The 22,887-nt window shown below is 77.3% G+C and carries 20 protein-coding genes and 1 rRNA gene; 18 read left to right on the top strand and 3 right to left on the bottom strand.

Annotated elements, in window-relative coordinates:
- Window positions 1–6 precede the first annotated feature (6 nt).
- From rrf to ACI78Z_RS22445, 3 genes are all read left to right on the top strand, one after another.
- A 5S ribosomal RNA gene (rrf, locus tag ACI78Z_RS22455) occupies window positions 7–123 on the top strand.
- Window positions 124–1,247: 1,124 nt separating this feature from the next.
- Entirely contained in the window at window positions 1,248–2,105 is an 858-nt protein-coding gene (locus ACI78Z_RS22450) for a tetratricopeptide repeat protein (protein WP_457038750.1), read from the top strand.
- 99 nt (window positions 2,106–2,204) lie between these two features.
- Window positions 2,205–2,561: a single-stranded DNA-binding protein gene (locus ACI78Z_RS22445; protein WP_457038749.1), complete on the top strand. Its 357-nt coding sequence runs from the start codon at window positions 2,205–2,207 to the stop codon at window positions 2,559–2,561.
- Window positions 2,562–2,569: 8 nt separating this feature from the next.
- Here the strand turns inward: ACI78Z_RS22445 and ACI78Z_RS22440 are convergent, their stop codons facing one another.
- Window positions 2,570–3,862, bottom strand: a complete 1,293-nt coding sequence (locus ACI78Z_RS22440; RefSeq protein WP_457038748.1) for a DUF1015 domain-containing protein — start codon at window positions 3,860–3,862, stop codon at window positions 2,570–2,572.
- 105 nt (window positions 3,863–3,967) lie between these two features.
- Here ACI78Z_RS22440 and ACI78Z_RS22435 point away from each other — a divergent pair, with 105 nt between their 5' ends.
- Together ACI78Z_RS22435 and ACI78Z_RS22430 are read left to right on the top strand one after the other, a co-directional pair.
- Entirely contained in the window at window positions 3,968–4,363 is a 396-nt protein-coding gene (locus tag ACI78Z_RS22435) for a tetratricopeptide repeat protein (protein WP_457038747.1), read from the top strand.
- On the top strand, window positions 4,360–5,439 hold the full coding sequence (locus ACI78Z_RS22430) for an HAD-IIA family hydrolase (RefSeq protein ID WP_457038746.1): 1,080 nt from the start codon (window positions 4,360–4,362) through the stop codon (window positions 5,437–5,439). Before ACI78Z_RS22435 ends, ACI78Z_RS22430 begins: the two co-directional genes overlap by 4 nt.
- Window positions 5,440–5,616: 177 nt before the next feature.
- Here the strand turns inward: ACI78Z_RS22430 and ACI78Z_RS22425 are convergent, their stop codons facing one another.
- Window positions 5,617–5,934 (bottom strand): alkyl sulfatase C-terminal domain-containing protein, encoded by a 318-nt coding sequence (locus tag ACI78Z_RS22425; RefSeq protein WP_457038745.1) that lies wholly within the window; start codon window positions 5,932–5,934, stop codon window positions 5,617–5,619.
- Between the two features lie 284 nt (window positions 5,935–6,218).
- Between ACI78Z_RS22425 and ACI78Z_RS22420 the strand changes: the two genes are divergently transcribed.
- The 5 genes from ACI78Z_RS22420 to ACI78Z_RS22400 all read left to right on the top strand — a co-directional run bounded on the left by ACI78Z_RS22420 (window position 6,219) and on the right by ACI78Z_RS22400 (window position 11,027).
- The gene (locus ACI78Z_RS22420) at window positions 6,219–6,386 is read left to right on the top strand and encodes a hypothetical protein (protein ID WP_457038744.1); all 168 of its coding nucleotides are present in this window, start codon (window positions 6,219–6,221) and stop codon (window positions 6,384–6,386) included.
- Entirely contained in the window at window positions 6,386–7,183 is a 798-nt protein-coding gene (locus tag ACI78Z_RS22415; protein ID WP_457038743.1) for a TlyA family RNA methyltransferase, read from the top strand. Before ACI78Z_RS22420 ends, ACI78Z_RS22415 begins: the two co-directional genes overlap by 1 nt.
- Window positions 7,184–7,342: 159 nt before the next feature.
- Window positions 7,343–8,377 carry an NAD kinase gene (locus ACI78Z_RS22410; protein ID WP_457038742.1) on the top strand — a complete coding sequence of 345 codons (1,035 nt, stop codon included), beginning with the start codon at window positions 7,343–7,345 and terminating at the stop codon, window positions 8,375–8,377.
- Window positions 8,352–10,184, top strand: coding sequence for a DNA repair protein RecN (recN, locus tag ACI78Z_RS22405; protein ID WP_457038741.1), 1,833 nt, complete (start codon window positions 8,352–8,354; stop codon window positions 10,182–10,184). The genes ACI78Z_RS22410 and recN overlap by 26 nt, the downstream gene beginning before the upstream one ends.
- 126 nt (window positions 10,185–10,310) lie before the next feature.
- The gene (locus ACI78Z_RS22400; protein WP_457038740.1) at window positions 10,311–11,027 is read left to right on the top strand and encodes a methylase; all 717 of its coding nucleotides are present in this window, start codon (window positions 10,311–10,313) and stop codon (window positions 11,025–11,027) included.
- Window positions 11,028–11,139: 112 nt separating this feature from the next.
- Here the strand turns inward: ACI78Z_RS22400 and ACI78Z_RS22395 are convergent, their stop codons facing one another.
- A complete protein-coding gene (locus tag ACI78Z_RS22395) occupies window positions 11,140–11,985 on the bottom strand; it encodes a TetR/AcrR family transcriptional regulator (protein WP_457038739.1) in 846 nt (281 codons plus the stop codon).
- A 164-nt stretch (window positions 11,986–12,149) separates the two neighbouring features.
- On the opposite strand from ACI78Z_RS22395, the gene steA reads away from it, so the two are divergent.
- The 8 genes from steA (at window position 12,150) to ACI78Z_RS22355 (ending at window position 22,781) form a co-directional block, all read left to right on the top strand.
- A complete protein-coding gene (gene steA, locus ACI78Z_RS22390; RefSeq protein WP_457038738.1) occupies window positions 12,150–13,337 on the top strand; it encodes a putative cytokinetic ring protein SteA in 1,188 nt (395 codons plus the stop codon).
- On the top strand, window positions 13,334–14,287 hold the full coding sequence (locus ACI78Z_RS22385) for a copper transporter (protein ID WP_457038737.1): 954 nt from the start codon (window positions 13,334–13,336) through the stop codon (window positions 14,285–14,287). The genes steA and ACI78Z_RS22385 overlap by 4 nt, the downstream gene beginning before the upstream one ends.
- Complete coding sequence (locus ACI78Z_RS22380) at window positions 14,284–15,174, top strand: hypothetical protein (RefSeq protein WP_457038736.1); 891 nt, start codon at window positions 14,284–14,286, stop codon at window positions 15,172–15,174. The genes ACI78Z_RS22385 and ACI78Z_RS22380 overlap by 4 nt, the downstream gene beginning before the upstream one ends.
- Window positions 15,175–15,247: 73 nt before the next feature.
- A complete protein-coding gene (gene murJ, locus ACI78Z_RS22375; RefSeq protein WP_457038735.1) occupies window positions 15,248–16,873 on the top strand; it encodes a murein biosynthesis integral membrane protein MurJ in 1,626 nt (541 codons plus the stop codon).
- Window positions 16,866–17,987: a glycosyltransferase family 4 protein gene (locus ACI78Z_RS22370; protein WP_457038734.1), complete on the top strand. Its 1,122-nt coding sequence runs from the start codon at window positions 16,866–16,868 to the stop codon at window positions 17,985–17,987. Before murJ ends, ACI78Z_RS22370 begins: the two co-directional genes overlap by 8 nt.
- A complete protein-coding gene (locus tag ACI78Z_RS22365) occupies window positions 17,984–20,371 on the top strand; it encodes a hypothetical protein (protein ID WP_457038733.1) in 2,388 nt (795 codons plus the stop codon). Before ACI78Z_RS22370 ends, ACI78Z_RS22365 begins: the two co-directional genes overlap by 4 nt.
- Window positions 20,346–22,070, top strand: a complete 1,725-nt coding sequence (locus ACI78Z_RS22360) for a CTP synthase (protein WP_457038732.1) — start codon at window positions 20,346–20,348, stop codon at window positions 22,068–22,070. Before ACI78Z_RS22365 ends, ACI78Z_RS22360 begins: the two co-directional genes overlap by 26 nt.
- A 117-nt stretch (window positions 22,071–22,187) precedes the next feature.
- A complete protein-coding gene (locus ACI78Z_RS22355; protein ID WP_457038731.1) occupies window positions 22,188–22,781 on the top strand; it encodes an NUDIX domain-containing protein in 594 nt (197 codons plus the stop codon).
- Window positions 22,782–22,887 lie beyond the last annotated feature (106 nt).

Here is a 22,887-nt window from a genome sequence, read left to right as displayed (position 1 = left end):
CAGCGTTACGGCGGCCATGGCGAGAGGGAAACGCCCGGATCCATTCCGAACCCGGAAGCTAAGCCTCTCAGCGCCGATGGTACTGCCCCGGAGACGGGGTGGGAGAGTAGGACGCCGCCGGACAACCATTCCAGAACGGGGGTCGGAGCCACGTGCTCTGACCCCCGTTCTGTCGTTTCCGCATTCCTTGTCCCTCCTGCAGCGCCGCGCGTGCTGCACCCAACTCCTGAGGTACGCAGACGTTCATGACTTCACCGCGACGAGGCGCCGGCGGTACCGGCGGACAGGGACCCCGAGGAGGCCGCGGCGGCTCCGGGCAGGGCCGTCCGCAGGGCAGGGGAGCCGGGCCCCGGGGCGGATCCGTGGGTCGTGGCGGACAGGGATCCTGGCAGGGCCGGCGGTCGGCCGGTGGTCGGTCGGAGGACACCCGCGGCGGCTGGCAGGAGCGTCGTCCCGACGGGGACCGGCCGCATCGTCGACCCCAGGGCGATGGCACGAGTCGAGGCGAGAGCGCGCCGCGGCAGGAGTGGCGGGACCGCCGCCCGCAGCGTGATTCCGGTGCAGGCGCTGGTGCGCCACGTCGCGAGTGGCAGGACCGCCGTCCGCAGGGTGACCGTGACCGGTCCCGGGACGACCGATCGGGCTGGCAGGATCGCCGCCCGCAGCGTGACGCCGGAGCAGGTGCCGGTGCGCCACGCCGCGAGTGGCAGGACCGCCGCCCGCAGCGTGACGCCGGAGCAGGTGCCGGTGCGCCACGCCGGGAGTGGCAGGACCGCCGCCCGCAGGGAGGCCGGTCGGACGACCGTCCGGCCTGGCGGGATCCTCGTCCGCAGGGTGACCGTGACCGGTCCCGGGGCGACAGGCCCAGGCGTCCTGACGGCGAGCGCCCGACGGGCGGTGGATGGCGGGACCGCCGTCCGCAGGCCGAGCGTCCACGCGAGGACCGCGGTGGGCGGCCGGACCGCGAGCGTCCGGCCCACGGCACCTGGGAGGACCGCCGCCCGGTCGGGGACCGGCGTCAGGGCGAGCGAGCTGCGTGGGGCGATCGGCCGCGTGGCCCGCGCGCCGACGGCCCCGAGAGGCGGGAGGGCCGCCCGCAGCGTCCCGGCGGGCAGCGGGGTGACTGGCGGGACCGCCGTCCCTCGGACGACCGACGCGGACGCCCGGAGCGAGCCGAGCGCACCCCGCCGGCGCCCACGGGCCCGGAGATCCCCGAGTGGGCCGACCCGCGTGACCTGGACCAGTCGGTGCGGGCCGCCCTGCGCGGGCTGGACTCCCGCAACGCGCAGAAGGTGGCCGGCCACCTCGTCGTCGCCGGGACGCTCGTCGACGACCAGCCGGAAGAGGCACTGGCCCACGCCCGCGCCGCCCGCGACCGTGCCTCCCGCGTCGCCGTCGTACGCGAGGCCGTCGGCGTGGCCGCGTACCACGCCGGCGACTACGCCGAGGCCGCCCGCGAGTTGCGGGCCTATCGCCGGATGAGCGGCGACGAGGGGTACCGGGCGGTGCTCGCCGACTGCGAACGGGCCCTGGGCCGCCCGGAGGTCGCGCTGCGGCTGGTCCGGGAGGCACTGGCGGAGCAGCCGGACGCCGAGGAGACCGTCGAGCTGCGGCTGGTGGAGGCCGGTGCGCGGCAGGAACTCGGTGAACTGTCGGCGGCGCGCCTCGTGCTGGAGGGCGCCCTCGGTGGCCGCCCCCGGCCCGACTCGGTCGACTGGACCGACCCCGCGGTCCTGCGGCTCTCCGCCGCCTACGCCGACCTCCTCGAGGCCTCCGGCGAGGACGCGCTCGCCCAGGAGTGGCAGGCCGCGGTGGCCGCGCACACCCCGGAGGACCCCGACGTCGAGTTCTCCGAGGAGGAGCTGCCCGCGCCGGTCGAGGAGCCCGCCGAGGCCGGCGGGGAGCGCACCGAGCAGCCGTCCACCACGGCGGAGCCGGCGGACGCGGACGTCGGTGCCGTGCGCGCGGACCGCCGGGAGAGCGACGAGCCGGACCCCGCCGACTACGACTTCGACTCCGACGTCGAGGCCGAGGTCGCCGAACTCCTCGGCGAGGTCGGTGGGCCGGCGGAAGCCGCACCCGCGGAGGACGACGCCCAGCACTGACCTCCGACAGCGGGGGCTGCTCCGTCCACACCGGCACGCTCGGTCCACAGACCGCGGGCAGACCTGGTCGCGTCCTGACCGGGCGGCGAGGCTGCCGTCATGAGCGTGGCTGTGATCGACCGGAACGACGTGGTGCTCCGCGGGAGGCTGTCCGCCCCCGCGGAGCTGCGGACGCTGCCCAGCGGCGACACGCTGGTCAGCTTCCGCCTGGTGGTGCGGCGGCCCGAGCCGGGGGCCCGCGGGCAGTCGACGGACACGCTGCCCTGCATCAGCTACGACCGGGGGCTGCAGAAGCGGGTCGCGGCGTGGCAGCCGGGCGACGTCATCGAGGTCGAGGGCGCGCTGCAGCGCCGCTTCTGGCGGACCGCGACCGGCACGGCGTCCGTGACGGAGGTCAACTGCCGGCGCGGGCGCAAGGTGCCGCGCTCCGCGGGGACCGACGCCCGCAGCGCGTGACCGGCCGCTCAGTCCTCGTGGGGCCGCAGCACCAGGCCGGTCCGCGGCTTCGGGACGAACAGCGTCGACTTCCGCGGCATGCGGGCGTTGGCGCGGGCCACGGCGGCGACGTCCGCCGGCGAGGGTGCCCGCAGCAGCACGGCCACGCCGCGGAGGCTGCGCGCGCCCTCCAGCGCCTCGTCGACGCCGTGCGCGATGCGGACCCCCTCGGCGTCGTCGGCGCGGCCCCACAGCCGCTGCACCAGGCCGTGGTGCGCGAGCACGACGTCCAGGCCGCGCCAGGCCGCGGGTGCTTCGGCGGGGACGGCGTCGAGCACGTCGGCCGACGGGCTGTCCAGGCGGACCAGTCGGGTGCCGTCGCTGAGCAGCAGACCGGTCTCATCCGGATCTGCGAGCCAGCGCTGGACGGTCCCGACGGGGCCTCCGGAGCCCACGGGCAGCCCGGTCGCCCGGAAGCCGGCCGAGGCGGCCTCGAGCGCCTCGCCGAGGGCGAGGTCGGGCACCACCCGGTGGATGGGGTGGACCCGCAGCCCGCCCGGTCCCATGGGGGTCAGCAGCGCCAGGACCGCGCGTGCCCCCTGGGCTCGCGCGGCCGCGAACCGGTGGTGGCCGTCGGCGATGACCGCGCCGGTGCCGGCGAGCGCGGCCCTCACCCGGCCGGTCAGCGCCGGGTCGGTGACCCGCCACAGGGCGTGCCGAACGCCGTCGGCGTCGGTCAGCTCCAGCGTCGGGTCGCCGTCCTGCGCGGCGACGGTCAGGGCCGGGACGTCGGGGTGCGGATCGTGGGCGAGCACGATGGGCTCCAGGTCGGTCGCCGTGGCCTCGAGCAGGGCGCGGCGCCCCTCCACGGCACCGGGGAAGGTGTCCTCGTGAGGCAGGACGGCGCGGGAGCCCGGGGCCGGCAGCGTGACCGCGGCCAGCCAGCCGACGGTCTCCGGAGCGCTGTCGGCGGGGCGCATGGCGTAGACCCACAGCGCCGCTTCGGGATCACGCTCGAGCACCCCGGCGTCCTCCCAGGCGCGCAGCGTCCCGGCGGCCTCGCCGACCGACTGCTGGAGGGCGTGTGCACCGGTGCCGTCGGGTCCGGACGCGACGCCGGGCAGGATCAGGCGCACGATGTTGTGCGGGTCGGCGGCGGCCAGGCGGTCCCGGCCCTCCGGGGTCACCAGGTCGTAGGCTGGCGAGCTCACCCGGGCCAGGTGGCCGGGGTCTCGTCGCCGGTAGGTGAGAGCGCGGAAGGACCGGACGTCGAGTCCCGTCGCAGCTTCCGGGTGCGGGGAGTCCGCCGACGACGAGGGCACGACGGGAATCGTAGGAGCGGTGCTCCGGATGGTGTCCGTCGCGGGCTGCGGGGAGGGCCGGCGACGTCGATCCCGTCCGGCGGCACCCCGATCGAGGGAGCGGCGGTGTCCGACGCGGGGGTGCCCGACGGAGACGTCTACGACTGGTACCAGCGAGGGCTGCAGCTGCTGGCCAGCCGCGACCCCGCGGCGGCCGCGACGATCCTGGCCCGCGCCGCGGAGGCCGAGCCCGGGTCGCGCAGCCTGCTGGAGGCGCTGGCCCGCGCCCAGTACGACGCCGGCCGCTACGCCGAGGCGGTGGGCACCTTCCGGGAACTGACCGTCCGCAACCCGGCCGACGACTACGCCCAGTTCGGGCTGGGCCTGGCGGCCAGCCGGGCCGGCGACCTCGACCTGGCCGCCGAGCACCTGGCCCTCGCCGTCGCCATGCGGCCGGACGTGGGGCACTACTCGCGGGCGCTGCGCGGCGTGCGGGCCCGTCGCGGCGGGGAGACGGCGTGAACGGCGCGCCCGTACCCCTGGCCGCGGGGGCGCCCTCCCCGCCCTGCCGCGAGTACGACGTCGCGCTGCTCGACCTCGACGGCGTCGTCTACGTCGGACCCGAGGCGGTGCCCGGCGTGCCCGAGGCGCTGGCGGCCGCACGGGCGGCCGGCATGCGGGTGGGCTTCGTCACCAACAACGCCTCACGGACGCCGGAGGAGGTCGCCGCGCACCTCACCGCTCTGGCGGTCCCGGCCGGCGCCGCCGAGGTCATCACCAGCTCGCAGGCGGCCGCCACGGTCGTCGCCGAGCGTCTCGGCGCCGGCGCCCGCGTGCTGCCGGTCGGCGGGCCCGGCGTGGCCGCCGCGCTGCGGGCCGTCGGGCTCACCGTGGTGACCCGCGCCGAGGACGGGCCGCTGGCGGTGGTGCAGGGCTACGGCCGCGACGTCGGGTGGGCCGAGCTCGCGGAGGCCGTGGTGGCGGTCCGCAACGGCGCCGAGCACGTGGCCACCAACGCCGACGCGACGATCCCCTCCCCGCGCGGACCGCTGCCCGGCAACGGTGCGCTGGTGGGCGTGGTGAGCGGCGTGACGGGCCGCCGTCCGCTGGTGACCGGCAAACCGGACCCGGCGATGCACGCCGAGTGCGTCCGCCGTACGGGCGCGCGACGCCCGTTGGTGGTGGGCGACCGGCTCGACACCGACGTCGAGGGCGGGCGCCGGGCCGGCGCGGCGACGCTGCTGGTCCTCACGGGGGTGACCGTCCCGGCGACCCTGCTGGCCGCCGGCCCGGACCAGCGGCCCGACCTGCTGGCGCCCGACGCCGCCGGTCTGCTCGAACCCCACGCGGCGGTGGTCGCCGCGGACGGCGGGTGGCGCTGCGGCGCGTGGTCGGTCCGCGGGGACGGCCCGCTCCGGCTCGGTCGGGATGCCGGCGGCGGCCCCGCCGGCCCCGACGGCCCCGACGGGCTCGACGGACTGCGCGCGCTGTGCGTCGCCCACTGGACCCGCCACCCACAGGGAGCCGCGCCGGCGCGGGTGGCGGCCGACGACGAGGCCGCGGCCGCCGCGCTGCGGCGCTGGGCGCTGGCGTCCTGAGGTGCGCGGTGGTCCGCACGGCCCTCCTCCAGGGGGGCCCCGCCGGCCCCGAACGGCACCGCCCTCAGCTCCGGCCGGCCCCGTGCAGGGTCCCGCCGCGAGCTTGCGAGTGGCGGGGGGCAGGGGGCCCTTCACGGGGAGGACGGAGCTCTCTCGCGGCCGGGGGAGGGCTCCTCCTCAGAGCAGCGTGCGCAGTCGCAGCATGTCGCGCAGGCCCGCCTCCAGCTTCACCCGACCCGACGCCCAGGCCGGGCCGAAGGAGAGCTGACCCCCGGTGAGCGCCACGAGGTCGTCACTGCTCATGGTGAGCCGGATGTCGGCCTTCTCCAGCGACTCGCCCTCGGGCTCGGCCCGCAGGTCGCGCACCGCACCCCGGGCCAGCCGGCCGCGGACGACCTGCCCGAGGTCGGTCAGCCGGCAGGACAGGCTCCGGTCCAGGCCCTGGGCCGCGGGCTTGGCCGCGAGGTCGCCGAGGATGCCCTGCAGGGCGGTCATGCACTGCTCCATGGTGGCCACGCGGGCACGCCTCCATCGCGTTCGGGGACCGGGCGGCCGAACGCTAGCGCCCGTCGTCGGCCCGTGTGCGTCGGCCCCGGCCGGTACCCTCGCGAGCTGGGGGGGGCACACCGGGCGGCGCCCGCGCCGCCGGTCCCCGAGGCCCTGCCGGCGCCCGCCGGCGCCGGATCAGTCCACCCGAGAGGCCAGCGATGACCGAGCCGAACCGACCGCGACCGGTCCCGGGGCCGCCGCGGCCCGGGCCGGAGAGCGGTCCGGCGCCGGTGTCGGTCGACTCGGTCCCGGCCGTGGAGCAGGTCCGCGACGCCGGCACCGACGACGGTCCGCGCTTCGCCGACCTCACCCTGCGCCCGGTGGCCGAGCACGTCGCCGTCTTCGAGGCCGAGCACGCCCGGCTGCAGCGCCAGCTCGGCACGATCGACCAGCTCTGATGGTCCGTCGCAGCCGACTCGACGCGGAGCTCGTGCGGCGGGGGCTGGCCCGCTCCCGGGAGCACGCCGTCGCCCTCATCGCCGAGGGGCGGGTCGCCGTCTCCGGGCAGGCGGCGACCAAGCCCGCCACGGGCGTCGACCCGAACACCCCCGTCGTCGTGCGCACCGACCCCGACGAGCCCGGCTGGGTGTCCCGCGGCGCGCACAAACTGCTCGGCGCGCTGGAGGCCTTCCCGGTCGCCGTCGACGGCCGGCGGGCGCTGGACGCCGGCGCCTCCACCGGCGGCTTCACCGAGGTGCTGCTCCGCCGCGGGGCCCGGGAGGTCGTGGCCGTCGACGTGGGGTACGGCGAGCTGGCCTGGTCGCTGCGGACCGACGAGCGGGTGACGGTGCTCGAGCGCACCAACGTCCGCACGCTGACGCCCGAGCAGATCGACGGCCCGGTGGACCTGGTCGTCGCCGACCTGTCCTTCATCTCCCTGCGGCTGGTGCTGCCGGCGCTGACCTCCTGCGCCACCGACGACGCGGACCTGCTGCCGATGGTCAAGCCGCAGTTCGAGGTCGGCCGCGAGCGGCTGGGCGCCGGCGGCGTGGTCCGCGACCCGACGCACCGGCAGGACGCCGTCCTGATGGTGGCGCGCGCCGCCGCCGAGCTGGGGTGGGGGACGGCGGGCGTCGTCGCCAGCCCGCTACCCGGGCCGGCCGGCAACGTCGAGTTCTTCCTCTGGTTGCGCCGGGACGCCGGGCCGCCGCGCGAGGAGGACGTGCGCCGCGCCGTCGAGGAGGGGCCGTCATGAGCGTCGCGGGTACCCAGCCCCCACCAGCCGGCCGGACCCGCGGCCGTGCCGGCACCCCGCCCGCCGCCCCCGAGGAGGACCGGTGACCGAGCTCCCGAGGTCCCAGCGGGACACCGCACCGCCTGGCACGCCACTGACGAGCGCCAGCGAGGAGGAAGCGTGACCGAGGTCAGCCCCGCCGTGTGGGCGCCCAGCGGGCGCCGGCACGTGCTGCTCGCCGTGCACACCGGACGCCAGGACATCGTCGAGCTCGCCCGCAGCTCCGCCGCGCGGCTGGCGAAGGACGGCATCACCGTGCGGGTGCTCGAGGACGAGGCCGCCGCGCTCGGCATCGAGGGCGCCCAGGTGGTGCCCGCCGACGCGGAGGCCGCCCGCGGCGCCGAGATCGTCATGGTGTTCGGCGGCGACGGCACCTTCCTGCGCGCGGCCGAACTCGCCCGCTACAGCAACGCCGCGCTCATGGGCGTCAACCTCGGCCGGGTCGGCTTCCTCGCCGAGACCGAGCCGGAGGCCGTCGAGGAGACCCTCACCGCGATCGAGCAGTGCGAGTACTCCGTGGAGAAGCGGCTGGCCATCGAGGTCGACGTCCTCGACGCCACCGGCGCCGTCGTCGGCGGCACCTGGGCGCTGAACGAGGCGTCGGTGGAGAAGTCCGAGCGGTCCCGGGTGCTCGACGTGGTCGTGGCCATCGACGGCCGCCCGCTGACCAGCTTCGGCTGCGACGGCGTCCTGTTCGCCACGCCCACCGGGTCCACGGCCTACGCGTTCTCCTCGGGCGGGCCGGTCGTGTGGCCCGACGTCGAGGCCATGCTCGTCGTCCCGTCCAACGCGCACGCGCTGTTCTCCCGGCCGCTGGTCACCTCGCCGGACTCGGTGCTCACCGTGGCCATCCCGGCCGACGGCAACCGGGCCCGGGTCTCCGCCGACGGCCGCCGCGTGCTGGAGGTGCCCGAGGGCGGGCGGGTCGACGTGCGCCGGGCCGCGCGGCCGGTGCGCATCGCCCGGGTGCACGCGACCACGTTCGGCGACCGGCTGGTGGCCAAGTTCGGTCTTCCGGTGCGCGGCTTCCGGGACGCGCGCCGGCACGACCCGGGCCACGAGATGGCGCCGGACCGCAACGTGCTGACCCGCGGCTACGTCCGCGGCGACGGAGGGGAGGAGGGCCGCGGTGCCGGCACGGACGACGACGCGTGAGACCCGGCGGTCGGCCCGGCCGGCGCAGCAGGTCCCGCCGGTCGAGCCGGTCCCGGCCGGCGACGCGACCGCGCGCGGCCGGCTGACCGAGCTGCGCATCCGCGGGCTGGGCGCCATCGACGACGTCACCCTCGAGCTCGGCGACGGCCTGACCGTGGTGACCGGGGAGACCGGCGCCGGCAAGACGATGGTCGTCACCGGGCTGACGCTGCTCTTCGGTGGCCGGGCCGACCCCGGCCGGGTGCGCGCCAACGGCCGGGCCGGTGTCGAGGGCCGGCTGGCCCTGCCCGCCGACTCCCCGGTCTGGGAGCGCGCGGCCGACGCCGGCGCGGACCCCGACGACGACGGCACGCTCATCCTGGCCCGCACCGTCAGCGCCGAGGGCCGCTCGCGCGCGCACCTGGGCGGGCGCAGCGTCCCGGTCGGCGTGGTCGCCGAGCTGGCGGAAGGGCTGCTCGCGGTGCACGGGCAGAGCGACCAGCTGCGGCTGTCGCGGCCGGCCGAGCAGCGACGGGCGCTGGACCGCTACGCCGGCCCCGGGCACCTGGAGCTGCTGGACCGCTACCGGGAGGCGCACACCCGCTGGCGGCAGCTGGCCGGCGACCTCGAGCGCCGCCGCGGCCAGGCCCGGGAGCTGGCCCAGGCCGCCGACGTCCTCCGCCACGGGCTGGACGAGATCGAGGCGGTGGGCCCGCAGCCCGGGGAGGACGTCGAGCTGGACGCGCAGGCGCGGCGGCTCAGCGACGCCGACGCGCTGCGCGCCGCCGCCGACGAGGCCCGCACCGCCCTGGTCGGCGACGTCACCGGCGACCTCGGCGACGACCTCCCCCAGGACGCCACTGCCGCGCTCGCCATCGCCGAACGGGCGCTGGCCGCCTCCGACGACCCGACGCTGGTGATGCTCGCCCAGGACCTGAACGACGCGATCGCCGTCGTCTCCGACGTCGCCGGGCAGCTCGCCACCTACGTGGCCGACCTGGACGCCGACCCCGCCCGGCTGGCCGAGGTGATGGACCGCCGCGCCGCGATCACCGTCCTGGTGCGCAAGTACGCCGACGTCGGCGAGGGCGTGGACGGCGTCCTGGCCTGGGCCGAGGACGCCCGCCGCCGCCTGGACGAGCTCGACGTCTCCGACGAGGCGCTCGAGGCGCTGGAGGCCGCGCGCGACGCCGCCCGGGCCGAGGTCGACGACCTGGGTGCGCAGGTGTCGGTGGGACGGCGGGCCGCCGCCGACGGGTTCGCCGCCGAGGTCGGCCGGGAGCTCGCCGGGCTGGCCATGAAGAGCGCGCGCGTCTCCTTCTCGATCGAGAGCGACCCGGCCGCCCCGGGGCCGGAGGGCATCGACGAGGTGGCGCTGCTGATGGCCGCCCACCCCGGCGCCCCGCCGCGGCCGGTGCACAAGGGCGCCTCCGGCGGGGAGCTGTCCCGGGTGATGCTGGCCATCGAGGTGGTCTTCGCCGGTGCCGACCCGGTGCCGGTGATGGTCTTCGACGAGGTCGACGCGGGGGTCGGCGGGCAGGCCGCCGGGGAGATCGGCCGGCGGCTGGCGCGGCTGGCCCGCCGGCACCAGGTCGTCGTCGTCACCCACCTGGCGCAGGTCGCCGCCTTCGCCGACACCCACCTGGTGGTCGACAAGTCCCCGGACACCGGGGCCGGCGTGACGGCCACCGACATCCGCGCCGTCGACGGCGAGGACCGGGTGCGCGAGCTGGCCCGGATGCTGTCCGGGCTGGCCGACAGCGACACCGGGCAGGCGCACGCGCGGGAGCTGCTCGCCGTGGCGGCGACCGCCCGGGCGGCGGCGTGACGGGCGGGACCGGCGAGCAGGAGTGACGGCGGAACGGGCGGGGTAGGGCCGGATGGTGCCCCACCGACGTCGCACCGCCGCAGCCACGCGTCCCCTCGTCCACCGCCCGCTGCCCGGTGCCGCCCGGTGAGCTGTTTCTCCTCCGCCGACGAGTCGGCGCACTACGGGTTCTCCGTCTGCATGCTGCTGCAGCACTACCGCGAGCAGCTGGGCTGGGCTCGCGAGGGCGTGGTCGAGCTCGGCACCGGGGACGCCACCGCCATCGCCGACGTGGTGGCCGGCCTGCCGGAGCTGCGGGTGCGCAGCTTCGACATCAGCGCTTCCTCGGTCGAGCGGGCCCGGGACAACATCGCCGCCCGCGGGGTCGCCGACCGCTACACCGTGGAGCTCGGCGACTTCTTCGACGGCGCGGACTCCGCGGCGGCGCCGCCGGTGTCCACGGTGATCGCCAACCCGCCCTACATCCCGGCGCCCGACCGCGACATCCGCATGCCCGAGCTGTGGGGTGGCGTGTACGGCAACGACCTGGTGCTGCAGCTGCTCAAGGCCGGCTACCGCAACGTCGTCACCGCGGTGCCGAGCTACGCCGACCCGGAGACGACGGTCCGGACCGCCGAGGACCTCGGCTACCGCGTCGCCAACTTCCTCGCGATGGGCCTGGACTACGGCGAGTACAGCAGCGAGCCCAAGGTGCGCGAGCACATCCGCCGGCTGAGCGCAGAGGGTCGCGGCTGGGCGGGCGACGACGAGTACATGGTCGCCGTCGCGCTCTTCACCCAGGACCCGGACATCCCCGGCGACCGCACCACCCAGCTGCTGCGGGCCCTGCAGATCGCCGTCTGACGCCACTGCCGCGCCGAGTGGGCAGCTGCGGTCGCCGACGCGCGCAGACGCGCGGACGACACCGATCCCAACTGCTCACTCGGGGCCGATCCCGCGGCGGCGTGGTCCGGCGCTACCGCCGCTTGGCGTAGCCCGCGAGGCCGAACTGCAGCAGGGCCAGGCCGCGTTCGCCGCGGGCGCGCAGCTCGGCGGACAGCTCCGGACCCGAGACCCCGGCGAGCACCCGGTCACGAGCCAGCTCCAGCAGCGCGGCGTAGAGGCTGAGCACCGCGTGCGCGGCCAGCCACGGCGCCAGCTCGCCGGGCTCGGCCCGCGTCTCCTCGGCGATGAGCTCGGCCAGCGCGGTCGTGAGCTCGCCGAGGATCTCCCGCTCGCGCACCTGCAGCGTGCGGCTGCCGCGGATCACCTGCGCCATCTCGGCCACGCCGGCCGCGGCCTCGGGCGCGCCGAGCCCGCTCATCGCCCGGACGACGAAGGTGCCGGCCGCCGCGGTCACCGACTCGCCCGCGGGCCGGCTGCGCACCGCCTCGAGCAGCGCCGCCCGCATCGGCGGGTCGGCCTCGAAGACCAGCCCCTCCTTGACCGGGAAGTGGTTGAACACCGTCTTCTCGACCACGCCGGCCCGCTGCGCGATCTCCACGACGCTCACGGCGTCGAACCCGCGCTCGGCGAACAGCTCGGCGGCCGCCTCGATGATCGTGGCGCGGGTCTGCTGGCGCCGCCGCTCCCGCAGGCCCGGGCCGCGCAGGGCGCGGCGGCCGCGCCGTCCGCGGGCGGGCTGCTCGGGCTCGGCGGCGGCCGGCAGGGCGGGCGTGGTGGCGCCGGGCAGCGGGGGCGCTTCGTCCTCGGGCGTCCCGGGCTCGGGCGCGGGCAGCTCGGCGAGGACCGCCTCGGGCGCCTCCGGGCGGACGTCGTCGTCGGAGTCCGTGCGACCGACTGCATGCGCCCCTGGAGTCACCCGCCCAACGCTAGACAGCCCGGCTGATCGCCACCGAGGGGCGGGTGGACCGCGCGTGTCCGGCGTGTCATGGCTCCGTGGTGTCGGACACTGTGCGTGACTGGTATGTCGCCGATGCGCGTCGGAGGACGGCGGCCCGGGGCCTCCGTGGGAGAGTGCAGGCCATGCGCATCGGCTCCCTCCGCCGTGGCCGGGCGCCGGAAGCGGCCCCCGGAGTGACCGGCACCGTGCGGCTGGACCGCCGCACCAAGAACCTCACCAAGCGGCTGCGGCCCGGGGACGTCGCGGTCATCGACCACGTCGACATCGACCGGGTGAGCGCCGACTCGCTGGTGGCCTGCCGGGTCGCGGCCGTGGTCAACGCCGCGCCCAGCACCTCCGGCCGCTATCCGAACCTCGGCCCCGAGATCCTGGTCGGCGCGGGCATCCCGCTGGTCGACGGCGTCGGCAAGGACGTGCTCGCCGCCGTCAGGGAGGGGACGACGGTCCGCGTCGACAGCAACCGGCTGCTGCTGGAGGACGGCACCGTCCTCGCCGAGGGCACCGAGCAGACCCCCGAGTCGGTCGCCGAGGCGATGGCCGAGGCCCGCGCCGGCCTGTCGGTGCAGTTGGAGGCGTTCGCCACCAACACCATGGAGTACATGAAGCGCGAGCGGGCGCTGCTGCTCGACGGCGTCGGCGTCCCGGACGTGGCCACGCAGATCGAGGGCCGGCACGTGCTGGTCGTCGTCCGCGGCTACGACTACAAGGAGGACCTGCAGGCGCTGCGGTCCTACATCCGGGACTACCGGCCGGTGCTCGTCGGGGTGGACGGCGGCGCCGACGCGCTGGTGGAGGCCGGCTACCGGCCGGACATGATCATCGGCGACATGGACTCGGTGAGCGACGAGGTCCTCAAGAGCGGCGCCGAGGTCGTCGTGCACGCCTACGCCGACGGCCGCGCCCCCGGCCTGGCCCGCGTCCAGGACCTCGGCGTCGACGCGATCACCTTCCCGGCCGCGGCCACCAGCGAGGACATCGCGATGCTGCTGGCCGACGAGAAGGGCGCCTCGCTCATCGTCGCCGTCGGCACCCACGCCACCCTCGTCGAGTTCCTCGACAAGGGCCGCGGCGGCATGGCGTCGACCTTCCTCACCCGGCTGCGGCTGGGCGGCAAGCTCGTCGACGCCAAGGGCGTCAGCCGGCTCTACCGCAGCCGGATCTCGACCCTGACGCTGGTCGTGCTGGTCCTCGCCGCCCTCGTGGCCATCGGGTCGGCCCTCGCCGTCTCCGCGGCCGGCCGCGTCTACCTCGACCTGATGGTCGACCAATGGAACAGCTTCGTGTTCTGGCTGGAGAACCTCTTCTCGTGATCGACTTCCGCTACCACCTCGTCTCGCTGATCGCGGTCTTCCTGGCCGTCGCGCTGGGCATCGTCATCGGCACCACGGCGCTCAACGCGCCGATCCTCGAGGACCTCGAGGGCGAGGTGGCCGCCCTCGCCGAGGACAAGCGCGAGCTGGAGACCCGGACCCAGGACCTGCAGGCCCAGCTGGACACCAGTGAGGACTTCGAGCAGGCCGTCGCCCCCACGCTGGTGGCCGGCAGCCTCGCCGGGCGCAGCGTCGTGCTGGTGGCCACCGGCGAGGACGTCGCCGCCGAGACCATCCAGGAGGTCTCCACCCTGGTCGTCGAGGCCGGCGGCACGGTGACCGGCACCGTCCGCCTGCAGCCGGAGTACAGCGACCCGTCCACCGCCGCCGAGGTGCAGAGCTACGTCACCGGCCCGGGCCTGCCCACCGGCGTCACGCTGCCCGAGACCGACGACACCGGTCAGCTGGTCGGCGCGCTGCTGGCCCAGGTGCTCATGCGCCCGGCCGCGCCCGGCGCCGCGGCCCCGGACACCGCCGCGCTCTCCTCCGTCCTGGCCGGGCTGCGCGCCCTCGAGGTGCTCGACGTGGAGTCCAGCTCGGTCACCCCGGCCGACTTCGCGGTGCTGCTCACCGCCGGCGCCCCCGCCGAGGACGACGCCGAGCAGCGCACCGACACCCTCGTCGACCTGGCGCTGGCGCTCGACGGCGCCGGCTCGGGCGCCGTCGTCGCCGGGGACGCCGCCTCGGCCGGCGACACCGGTCTGGTCGGCGTCCTGCGCGCCGACCCGGAGGACTCGGCCGCCGTCTCGACCGTCGACAACGTCGACGCGGCGTCCGGCCGGATCAGCACGGTGCTCGCCCTGGGGCGGGAGAGCCAGGGCACCTCGGGCGCCTACGGCACGGGGGAGGACGCCCAGCCGGTCCCGCCGCTCCCCGCCGCGGCCCCGTGACCGGCCAGCGGTCGGCCCTGCTCGCCCTCGGGGGCGCGGCCGCGGCCCGGCTGGGCCTCGCCGGCGCAGCCGCGCTCGACGCGCGCCCGGCGGGAGCGCCCTGGCGGCGCACCAACTACGCCGGCCGCCCGGTCACCCTGCTCGGCGGCCCGGCGCTGGCCCTGGCCGCGACGGCGTCCGCGGTCGCCGGCGCCCCGGCCGGCACCCGGGCGGCCGCCGCGCTGGTCGGCACCGTGTCCGGGCTGGTCGGCGGCTACGACGACCTCGCCGGCGCCCGCCCCGAGCAGGCGCGGGACAAGGGGCTGGCCGGGCACCTGCGCGCCCTGCGGGCCGGGCGGGTCTCGGCCGGCGCGGTCAAGGTCGCCGGCATCGGCGCGGCCGCCGCGGCCGCCGCGGCTCTCGTGAAGGACCCCGCTGCCCCCCACGCCTCGCTCCGCTCGGCCCGGGACCCTGAAGCGGGGCCGTTCCATCGCCTCACCAGGGTCGCCGACGCCGTCCTCACCACCGGGCTGGTCGCCGGGACGGCGAACCTGGTGAACCTGCTGGACCTGCGCCCCGGCCGGGCGGCCAAGGTCACCGTGCTCGCCGCCGCCGCCGGGCTGCGCGGACCGTCGGGCGCCCTCGTCGCCGGACCGCTCGGTGCGGGCCTCGCGGTGCTCCCCGCCGATCTGGGCGAGCGGGTCATGCTGGGTGACTGCGGCGCCAACGCCGCCGGGGCGCTGCTCGGGCTGCGGCTGGCGGCGGTGCCGGGCCGCCTCCCGCGGGCCGCGGCGCTCGCCACGGTCGTCGGGCTCACCCTGGCCAGCGAGCGGGTGAGCTTCACGCGGGTCATCGAGGCCACGCCCGGGCTGCGGGAGCTGGACCGGCTCGGCCGCCGCCGGGCGTGAGCGGGCTCGCGGGCTCACCAGTGGGCAGAGCGACCCCGGTCATGCGGCCGACGAGCCCCCGCGAGGAGGGCGCATGACCCGCGCGCACGTCGCCCGGGGGGTCGCCGGCGCCGCCGCGCTGATCGCCGTCCTCACCGTGCTGGCCCGGCTGGCCGGGTTCGGGCGCACGCTGGTGTTCACCAACGCCGTCGGCGCCGGGAGCACCGGTGACACGTACCTCGCGGCCAACAACGTCCCGAACATCGTCTTCGAGGTCGTCGCCGGTGGCGCGCTGGCGAGCCTCGTGGTGCCGATGCTCGCCGGCGGCATCGCCACCGGGGACCGCGAGCAGGTGCGGCGCACCGCCTCGGCGCTGCTCGGGTGGAGCCTGCTGGTGCTCACCCCGCTGGCCGTGCTGCTCGCGCTGTGCGCCGAGCCGGTGGCCCGGCTGCTGCTCGGCGACGGGGACCCGCTCGAGGTGGAGCTCGCCGCCCGCTTCCTGGTCGTCTTCGCCCCGCAGGTCGTGCTGTACGGCATCGGCATCGTGCTCACCGGCGTGCTGCAGGCGCACCGCCGCTTCGCCGCCCCCGCGCTCGCACCGCTGCTGTCCAGCGTCGTCGTCGCCGGGGCCTACCTGACCTTCGCCGCGATCGGGGGCAGCCGGACGGCGGAGGGGCTGTCCACCCCCGCCGAGCTGGTCCTCTCGGTCGGGACGACGCTCGGCGTGGCCGCCCTGTCGCTCAGCCTGCTGGTGCCCGTGCGGCGGCTGCGCCTCGGGCTGCGGCCGTCGCTGCGCTTCCCCGTGGGCGCCGCGCCACGGGTCCGCCGGCTGGCCGTGGCCGGCGTGCTCACCCTCGCGGGGCAGCAGCTGCTGGCCGCGGTGGCGATCCGGCTGGCCAATGCCGGCGCCCCCGACGGCACCCAGGTGGTCTACGTGGCCGGGCTGACCGTCTTCCTCGTGCCGTGGGCCGCGCTGGCGGTGCCGCTGGCGACGTCGGCCTACCCGGGGCTGGCCGAGCGCGCGGAGACCGGCGACGAGGCCGGCTTCCGGCGGACGCTGGCCCCGGTGACCGTCCTGGTCGTCGTCGCCTCGGCCGCCGCCGCGGCGGTGCTCGTGGCGACGGCCGGGCCGATGGCCGGGGTCTTCCTCGCCGGGGAGCCCGCGGACGTCGTCGGCGCGCTGCGGGACACCATCGTCGCCTTCGCCCCCGGGCTGCCCGGCTACGGGCTGGTGGCGGTGCTCTCCCGCGCCCTGTACGCCCGGGGCCTGTGGAAGGCGCCGACGGCGTGCGTGCTCGGCGGCTGGCTGCTCGCGGTGGCGGCCGACGTCGTCCTGGCCGGGGCGCTGCCCGCGGCCGACCGCGGTGCCGCCCTGGCCGCCGGGCACAGCCTCGGGGTCACCGTGGCGGGGCTGGCGCTGCTCGCCGTCGTCGTCCGGGTCGCGGGACCGGCCGGGCTCACCGGGGTCGCCCGGGCGGGCCTGCCCGCGCTGTTCGCCGCCGGGCTCGCCGGGGCCGCTGGGCTGGCGGTCGCCGGTGCGCTCGGCGCCGACCCGGTGCCCTCGGGAGCGCTCGTCGCGACCCTCGGCGCCGGCGTGCTGGCCGCGGCGACCGCACTGGTCGCAGCCGCGGCGGTCATGATGGGGACGGCGCGCGGCCCCCTCCTGGCGGCCGTGCGCGGTCTGAGACGAGGCGATCCCCGGGAGGTGCACGGTGGCTGAGCGGCTCCCGCTGCAGGGCCGCCGGGTGGCCGAGGTCCTCGCCACCAGCACCGGCGGGGTCGGCACGCACGTGCGCGCCGTGCTGCCCGCGCTGGTCGCGGCCGGCGCGGACGTCCGGGTGTGCGGGCCCGCGGCCACCGAGCAGCTGTTCGGCTTCAGCGCCACCGGCGCCGCCTTCGCGCCGGTCGGGATCTCTGCCGGCCTCTCGCCGGCGGCGGACGCCCGCGCCGTCGTGGCGCTGCGCCGCGCCACCGCCGGGGCCGACCTGGTGCACGCCCACGGCCTGCGCGCCGGCCTGGTCGCCGCGGCGGCCCGCCGGGGGCGCGACCGGCCCCTGGTGCTCACCCTGCACAACGCCCTGCCCGAGGGCGGGGGCGTGTTGCGCCGGGTGCTGCGGCTGGCCGAGCGGGCCACGATCCGCGCTGCCGACGTCGTCCTCGCCGCCTCCGGGGACCTCGCCGAGAACGCCTGGCGGCAGGGGGCCCGCGACGTCCGGGTCGCCCCCGTGTCCGCACCGCCGCTGCCCGCCCCGTCCCGGTCCGCCGCCGAGGTCCGCGCCGAGCTCGGGGTCGCCGACGGCCAGCCGCTGGTCGTCGCCGTGGGCCGGCTGCACCCGCAGAAGGGCTACGACGTCCTGCTCGACGCCGCGGCCAGGTGGGCCTCAGGCGCGCGACCGCCGCTGGTGGCGGTCGCCGGCGACGGCCCGCTGCACGACGAGCTGGCCGCCCGGATCGCCGCCGAGCGGCTGCCGGTGGCGCTGCTCGGCCGGCGCAGCGACGTCGCCGACCTGCTGGCCGCGGCCGACCTCGCCGTGCTGCCCTCGCGCTGGGAGGCCCGCTCGCTGACCGCGCAGGAGGCGCTGCGCGCCGGCACCCCGCTGGTCGCCACGCGCACCGGCGGCCTGCCCGAGCTGCTCGGCGACGGCGCCCGGCTGGTGCCGGTCGGCGACGCCGCCGCGCTGGCCGACGCGGTCACGCAGCTGCTGGACGACCCCGCGGGCGCCCGCGAGCTGGCCGGGGCCGGCACCCGGCAGGCGGCGACCTGGCCGGACGAGGCCGCGACCGCCCGCCGGCTCGTCGCGCTCTACCGCGAGCTGCTGGGCGCACCGCGGTGACCCGGCTCGCGGCGCTGCTGCTCGCCGTCCTCACCGTCCTGCTGGTGGGTGCGGGGACCGCCGGGGCCGCCGACGACGCGACCACCGGCCAGGCGACCGCCGACCGGGTGGTCGTCGTCGGCGTCCCGGGCCTGGTGTGGGACGACGTGGACCCGGAGGCGACGCCGAGCCTGTGGGCGCTGGCCGAGGGGTCCCCGATCGGCGCGGTGTCGGTGCGCGCCGCCCGCGCCACCAGCTGCGTGCTCGACGGCTGGGCGACCCTGGGGGCCGGCAACCGCGCCCGCTTCCCGGCCCCCGACGAGTCGGTCCCGCCGGTGCCGCTGCCGACGGTCCCGCTGCCCAGTGCGGCACCGGCCGACCCGGGCGCCGCGGAGACCCCGGAGCAGGTAGCGCCGGTGCCGCCGGCCAGCCCCGCGCTGTCGCACTGCGGCCTGCAGGAGCGGCTGGCCGCGGCGGGCCTGGCCGATCCGCAGGCCGCGGTCGCGGCGGTCGCCGCGGACCCCGCGACGGCCCGCTTCGGCGCCGACCCGGCCGCACTCGGCGCGGCGGTCGGCTGCGCCACCGTCGTCGGCCGGGCCCCGGCCCTGGCCGTCGCCGCCCCCGGCGTGACGATCGGCCGGCACGAGCAGCTGCCCGCCGACCCCGGCGAGCTGCTCACCGGCTGCCCGCTGGTGCTGGTCGGCCTCGACGACCTGGTCGACGCCGGCGAGCCGGACCTCGAGACCAGCGACACCGGCACCGAGCCGCGGCCCCGCGCCGCCGCGCTGGCCGGCATCGACGCCGCGCTCGGCCGGCTGGTCGACGCCGTGGCGGCCGCGCCGGGGGAGACGCTGCTGCTGGTCCAGGGGATCTCGGAGGTCAACGACGGCCGGGCGCAGCTGCACGTCGGCATCGCCTCCGGGCCGGGCTTCACCGAGCCGCGGTGGCTGACGTCGGCGAGCACCGGGCGGGCGCCGTTCGTGCAGCTCATCGACACCGCGCCCACCGTCCTCGCCGCGCTGGGCCGGGACCGGACGGTGTCGATGAACGGCCAGGCGCTGCGGTCCGACGGCGAGCGGCCGCCGCTGGCCGAGGCCATCCCGCTGCTCGAGCGGGCCAACACCGCCGCCTCGGTGCACTACCGCAGCACCGGCACGTTCTTCGTCGCGCTCGTCCTAGTGGACGCCGCCGTCGTCGGCCTCGGCCTGCTCGTGGCCGGGGGACGGCGCCGCGACCGGGCGCCGCGGCCGGCCGGGGAGCGGCTGCGCAGCGCGGTGCGCCCGGTCGCCCTCGGCGCCGCCGCGGTGCCGGTGGCCAGCTACCTCGCCGGGCTGCTGCCCTGGGAGCGTGCCGGCCTGCCCCGGCTCGCGCTGGCCGGCAGCGTCCTGCTCGCCGCGCTGGCGGTGCTCGCCGTCGCCGCGCTGGGGCCGTGGCGCCGCCGGCCGCTCGGGCCGCCGGTCGCCGTCCTGGCGATCACGCTGGCCACCCTGGTGGGCGACGTGCTGACCGGGTCCACCCTCGAGCTGGACGGGCTGCTCGGCTACGACCCGATCGTGGCCGGGCGGTTCACCGGCTACGGCAACCTCAGCTTCGGGCTGCTCGCGGTCAGCGCGCTGCTGCTCACCGCCGCGCTCGCGACGGCCGCCGGCCGCCGGGCGCCGGGCGGGCGGGCCCGGCCGGTCACCGCCGGCGTCGTCCTCGGCGCCGGTGCGCTCACCGTCCTGGTGGTCGGGACGCCGGCCCTGGGCCGCGACTTCGGCGGGGTGCTCGCCGCGCTGCCCGGCTTCCTGCTGCTCGCGATGCTGCTCACCGGCGCCCGCGTGACGGTGACCCGGATGGCGGCGGTGCTGGCGCTGGCGGTGGCCGCCGTCGGGACGCTGGCCTACGCCGACTGGCTGCGGCCCCCCGCCGAGCGCAGCCACCTGGGCCGCTTCGTCGAGCAGCTGCTCACCGGCCAGGCGTGGACGGTGGTCAGCCGCAAGGCCCAGGCCAACCTCGACATCCTGTTCGGCAGCCCGCTGTCCTGGCTGCTGCTGGTGGCGCTGGTCGCCGCCGTCTGGCTGCTGCGCCCGGCGAACCGGCTGCCGGCTCCGCTGGGCCGGCCCGGGCTGCTGCGCGACCGCGGCGACCTGCTGCCGCCCAGCGACCGCGCGACGCTGCGGGCCGGGCTGCTGGCGACCGCGCTGAGCCTCGCCCTGGGCGCGGCGGCCAACGACTCAGGCGTGGCCCTGCCGGCGACCGCGGCCGCCCTGCTGGTGCCCCTGCTGGTGTGGCTGGCCGCCGGCCCGCGCGGGGTGGGCGGGCGAGGCGCAGCGGTGGCCCACGGCACGCCCGCGGGCCGGGCGGACGGGTCGGCCGATCGTGTTACGGTGGTCTCCCGTGGATCGACCGCATGGCACGCGTGACTACGGGCTCCTCCACAACTCCCAGCCGACGAAGTTCGTCTTCGTCACCGGCGGAGTTGTCTCCTCTCTCGGCAAGGGCCTGACGGCCAGCTCCCTCGGGGCGCTGCTGTCCAGCCGTGGCCTCCGGGTCACGATGCAGAAGCTGGACCCCTACCTCAACGTCGACCCCGGGACGATGAACCCGTTCCAGCACGGCGAGGTCTTTGTCACCGAGGACGGCGCCGAGACCGACCTGGACATCGGGCACTACGAGCGGTTCCTCGACACCGACCTGACCGGCCGGTCGAACGTGACCACCGGCCAGGTGTACTCGGAGGTGATCGCCAAGGAGCGGCGCGGCGAGTACCTCGGCGACACCGTGCAGGTCATCCCGCACATCACCAACGAGATCAAGTCGCGGATCATGGCGGCGGCCGAGGGCCCCGAGCGGGTGGACGTCGTCATCACCGAGGTCGGCGGCACCGTCGGCGACATCGAGTCGCTGCCCTTCCTCGAGGCCGCCCGCCAGGTGCGGCACGAGATCGGCCGGGACAACTGCTTCTTCCTGCACATCTCGCTGGTGCCCTACATCGCCCCGTCCGGTGAGCTGAAGACCAAGCCGACGCAGCACTCGGTCGCCGCGCTGCGCAACATCGGCATCCAGCCCGACGCGCTGGTCTGCCGCTCGGACCGGGAGATCGGCACCGGGCTCAAGCGCAAGATCAGCCTGATGTGCGACGTGGACGCCGAGGGCGTCATCTCCTGCCCCGACGCGCCGTCGATCTACGACATCCCCAAGGTGCTGCACCGGGAGGGCCTGGACGCCTACGTCGTCCGCCGGCTCGGCCTGCCGTTCCGGGACGTCGACTGGACCGTGTGGGGCGACCTGCTCGACCGGGTCCACGCGCCGAAGCAGACGGTGACCATCGCGCTGGTCGGCAAGTACATCGACCTGCCCGACGCCTACCTGTCGGTGACCGAGGCGCTGCGGGCCGGCGGCTTCGCGCACCGCAGCCGGGTGGAGATCCGCTGGGTTCCCTCGGACGACTGCCAGACCCCGGAGGGCGCCGAGCGCGCGCTGGCCGGTGCGGACGGCATCTGCATCCCGGGTGGGTTCGGGGTGCGGGGCATCGACGGCAAGCTCGGCGCGATCCGGCACGCCCGCGTCAACGGCGTCCCGCTGCTGGGCCTCTGCCTGGGCCTGCAGTGCATGGTGATCGAGGCGGCGCGGAACCTGGCCGGGCTGCCGGAGGCCAACTCCGCCGAGTTCGACCCGGACACCCCCGACGCGGTCATCGCGACGATGGCCAGCCAGGTCGACGTCGTCGCCGGCCGGGGCGACATGGGCGGCACGATGCGGCTGGGCAGCTACCCGGCGTCCCTGCAGAAGGGCTCGGTCGTCGCCCAGGCCTACGGGTCCACGGAGATCAGCGAACGGCACCGGCACCGCTACGAGGTGGCCAACGCCTACCGCGACCGGATCGGCGAGGCCGGGCTGGTCTTCTCCGGCACTTCGCCCGACGGGTTGCTGGTCGAGTTCGCCGAGCTGCCGCGCGAGGTGCACCCGTTCTTCGTCGGGACCCAGGCGCACCCGGAGCTCAAGAGCCGCCCGACCCGCCCGCACCCGCTGTTCGCGGCGTTCGTGCAGGCGGCGATCGACTTCTCCGAGTCCGCCCGGCTGCCGGTGCCGATCGACGAGGCGGAGAAGGTGGGGATCTGATGGGTCGCCGGGGTCCCGAGGTCCGGGAGGTGGGGATCTGGTGACCGAGCTCGCGAGGGCACAGGACAGCAGAGCGTCGTCGACCACGTGGCCGACGAGCGCCAGCGAGGAGGTCTAGTGGTCGAGCCCCCGCGGCCCGGCGAGTACGAGGTCCTCGCCAGCGAGACCGTGCACGAGGGCCGGATCATCACCCTCGTGAAGGAGACCGTCGCCATGCCCGGCGGCGGGGACAGCGTGCGGGAGATCGTCCAGCACATCGGCGCCGTGTGCGTCGCCGCGGTGGACGACGAGGGCCGGATCGTCATGGTCCGCCAGTACCGCCACCCGGTCCGCGGCTACCTGTGGGAGCTGCCCGCCGGCCTGCGCGACGCCGACGGCGAGGCCCCGCTGGCCACCGCGAAGCGCGAGCTCGCCGAGGAGGCGGGCCTGGCCGCCGAGCGCTGGTCGCTGCTGGCCAACAACTTCAGCACCCCGGGCTTCTGCAGCGAGGAGATCCTGGTGTACCTCGCCGAGGGGCTGTCGGCCGCCGACCGGCCGGAGGGCTTCGTCGTCGAGCACGAGGAGCTGGACATGACCGTCGAGCGGGTGCCGCTGGACGAGGCGGTGCAGCGGGTGTTCGCCGGGGAGATCCGCAACTCCTCGGCGGTCATCGGCGTCCTCGGCGCGGCGCAGGTCCGCGCGACCGCGCCCCCGCTGCGCCCCGCCGAGTAGCGCCCCCCCGGGGGGGGGGGGGGGGGGGGGGGGGGGGGGGGGGGGGGGGGGGGGGGGGGGGGGGGGGGGGGGGGGGGGGGGGGCGGCGGCGGGGGCCGGTGCGCGG

It is taken from the genome of Geodermatophilus sp. SYSU D01176 (genome assembly GCF_054050015.1).
Note: the sequence above shows the minus strand (reverse complement) of the source record. Positions and strands in the feature narration are given on the sequence as shown.

Bases quoted from the DNA above. Each gene is read 5' to 3' on its own strand.
- murJ (WP_457038735.1), top strand. From the start codon at position 15,248: ATGACCCGCGCGCACGTCGCCCGGGGGGTCGCCGGCGCCGCCGCGCTG.
- ACI78Z_RS22425 (WP_457038745.1), bottom strand. From the start codon at position 5,934: ATGACCGCCCTGCAGGGCATCCTCGGCGACCTCGCGGCCAAGCCCGCG.
- ACI78Z_RS22445 (WP_457038749.1), top strand. From the start codon at position 2,205: ATGAGCGTGGCTGTGATCGACCGGAACGACGTGGTGCTCCGCGGGAGG.
- ACI78Z_RS22415 (WP_457038743.1), top strand. From the start codon at position 6,386: ATGGTCCGTCGCAGCCGACTCGACGCGGAGCTCGTGCGGCGGGGGCTG.
- steA (WP_457038738.1), top strand. From the start codon at position 12,150: ATGCGCATCGGCTCCCTCCGCCGTGGCCGGGCGCCGGAAGCGGCCCCC.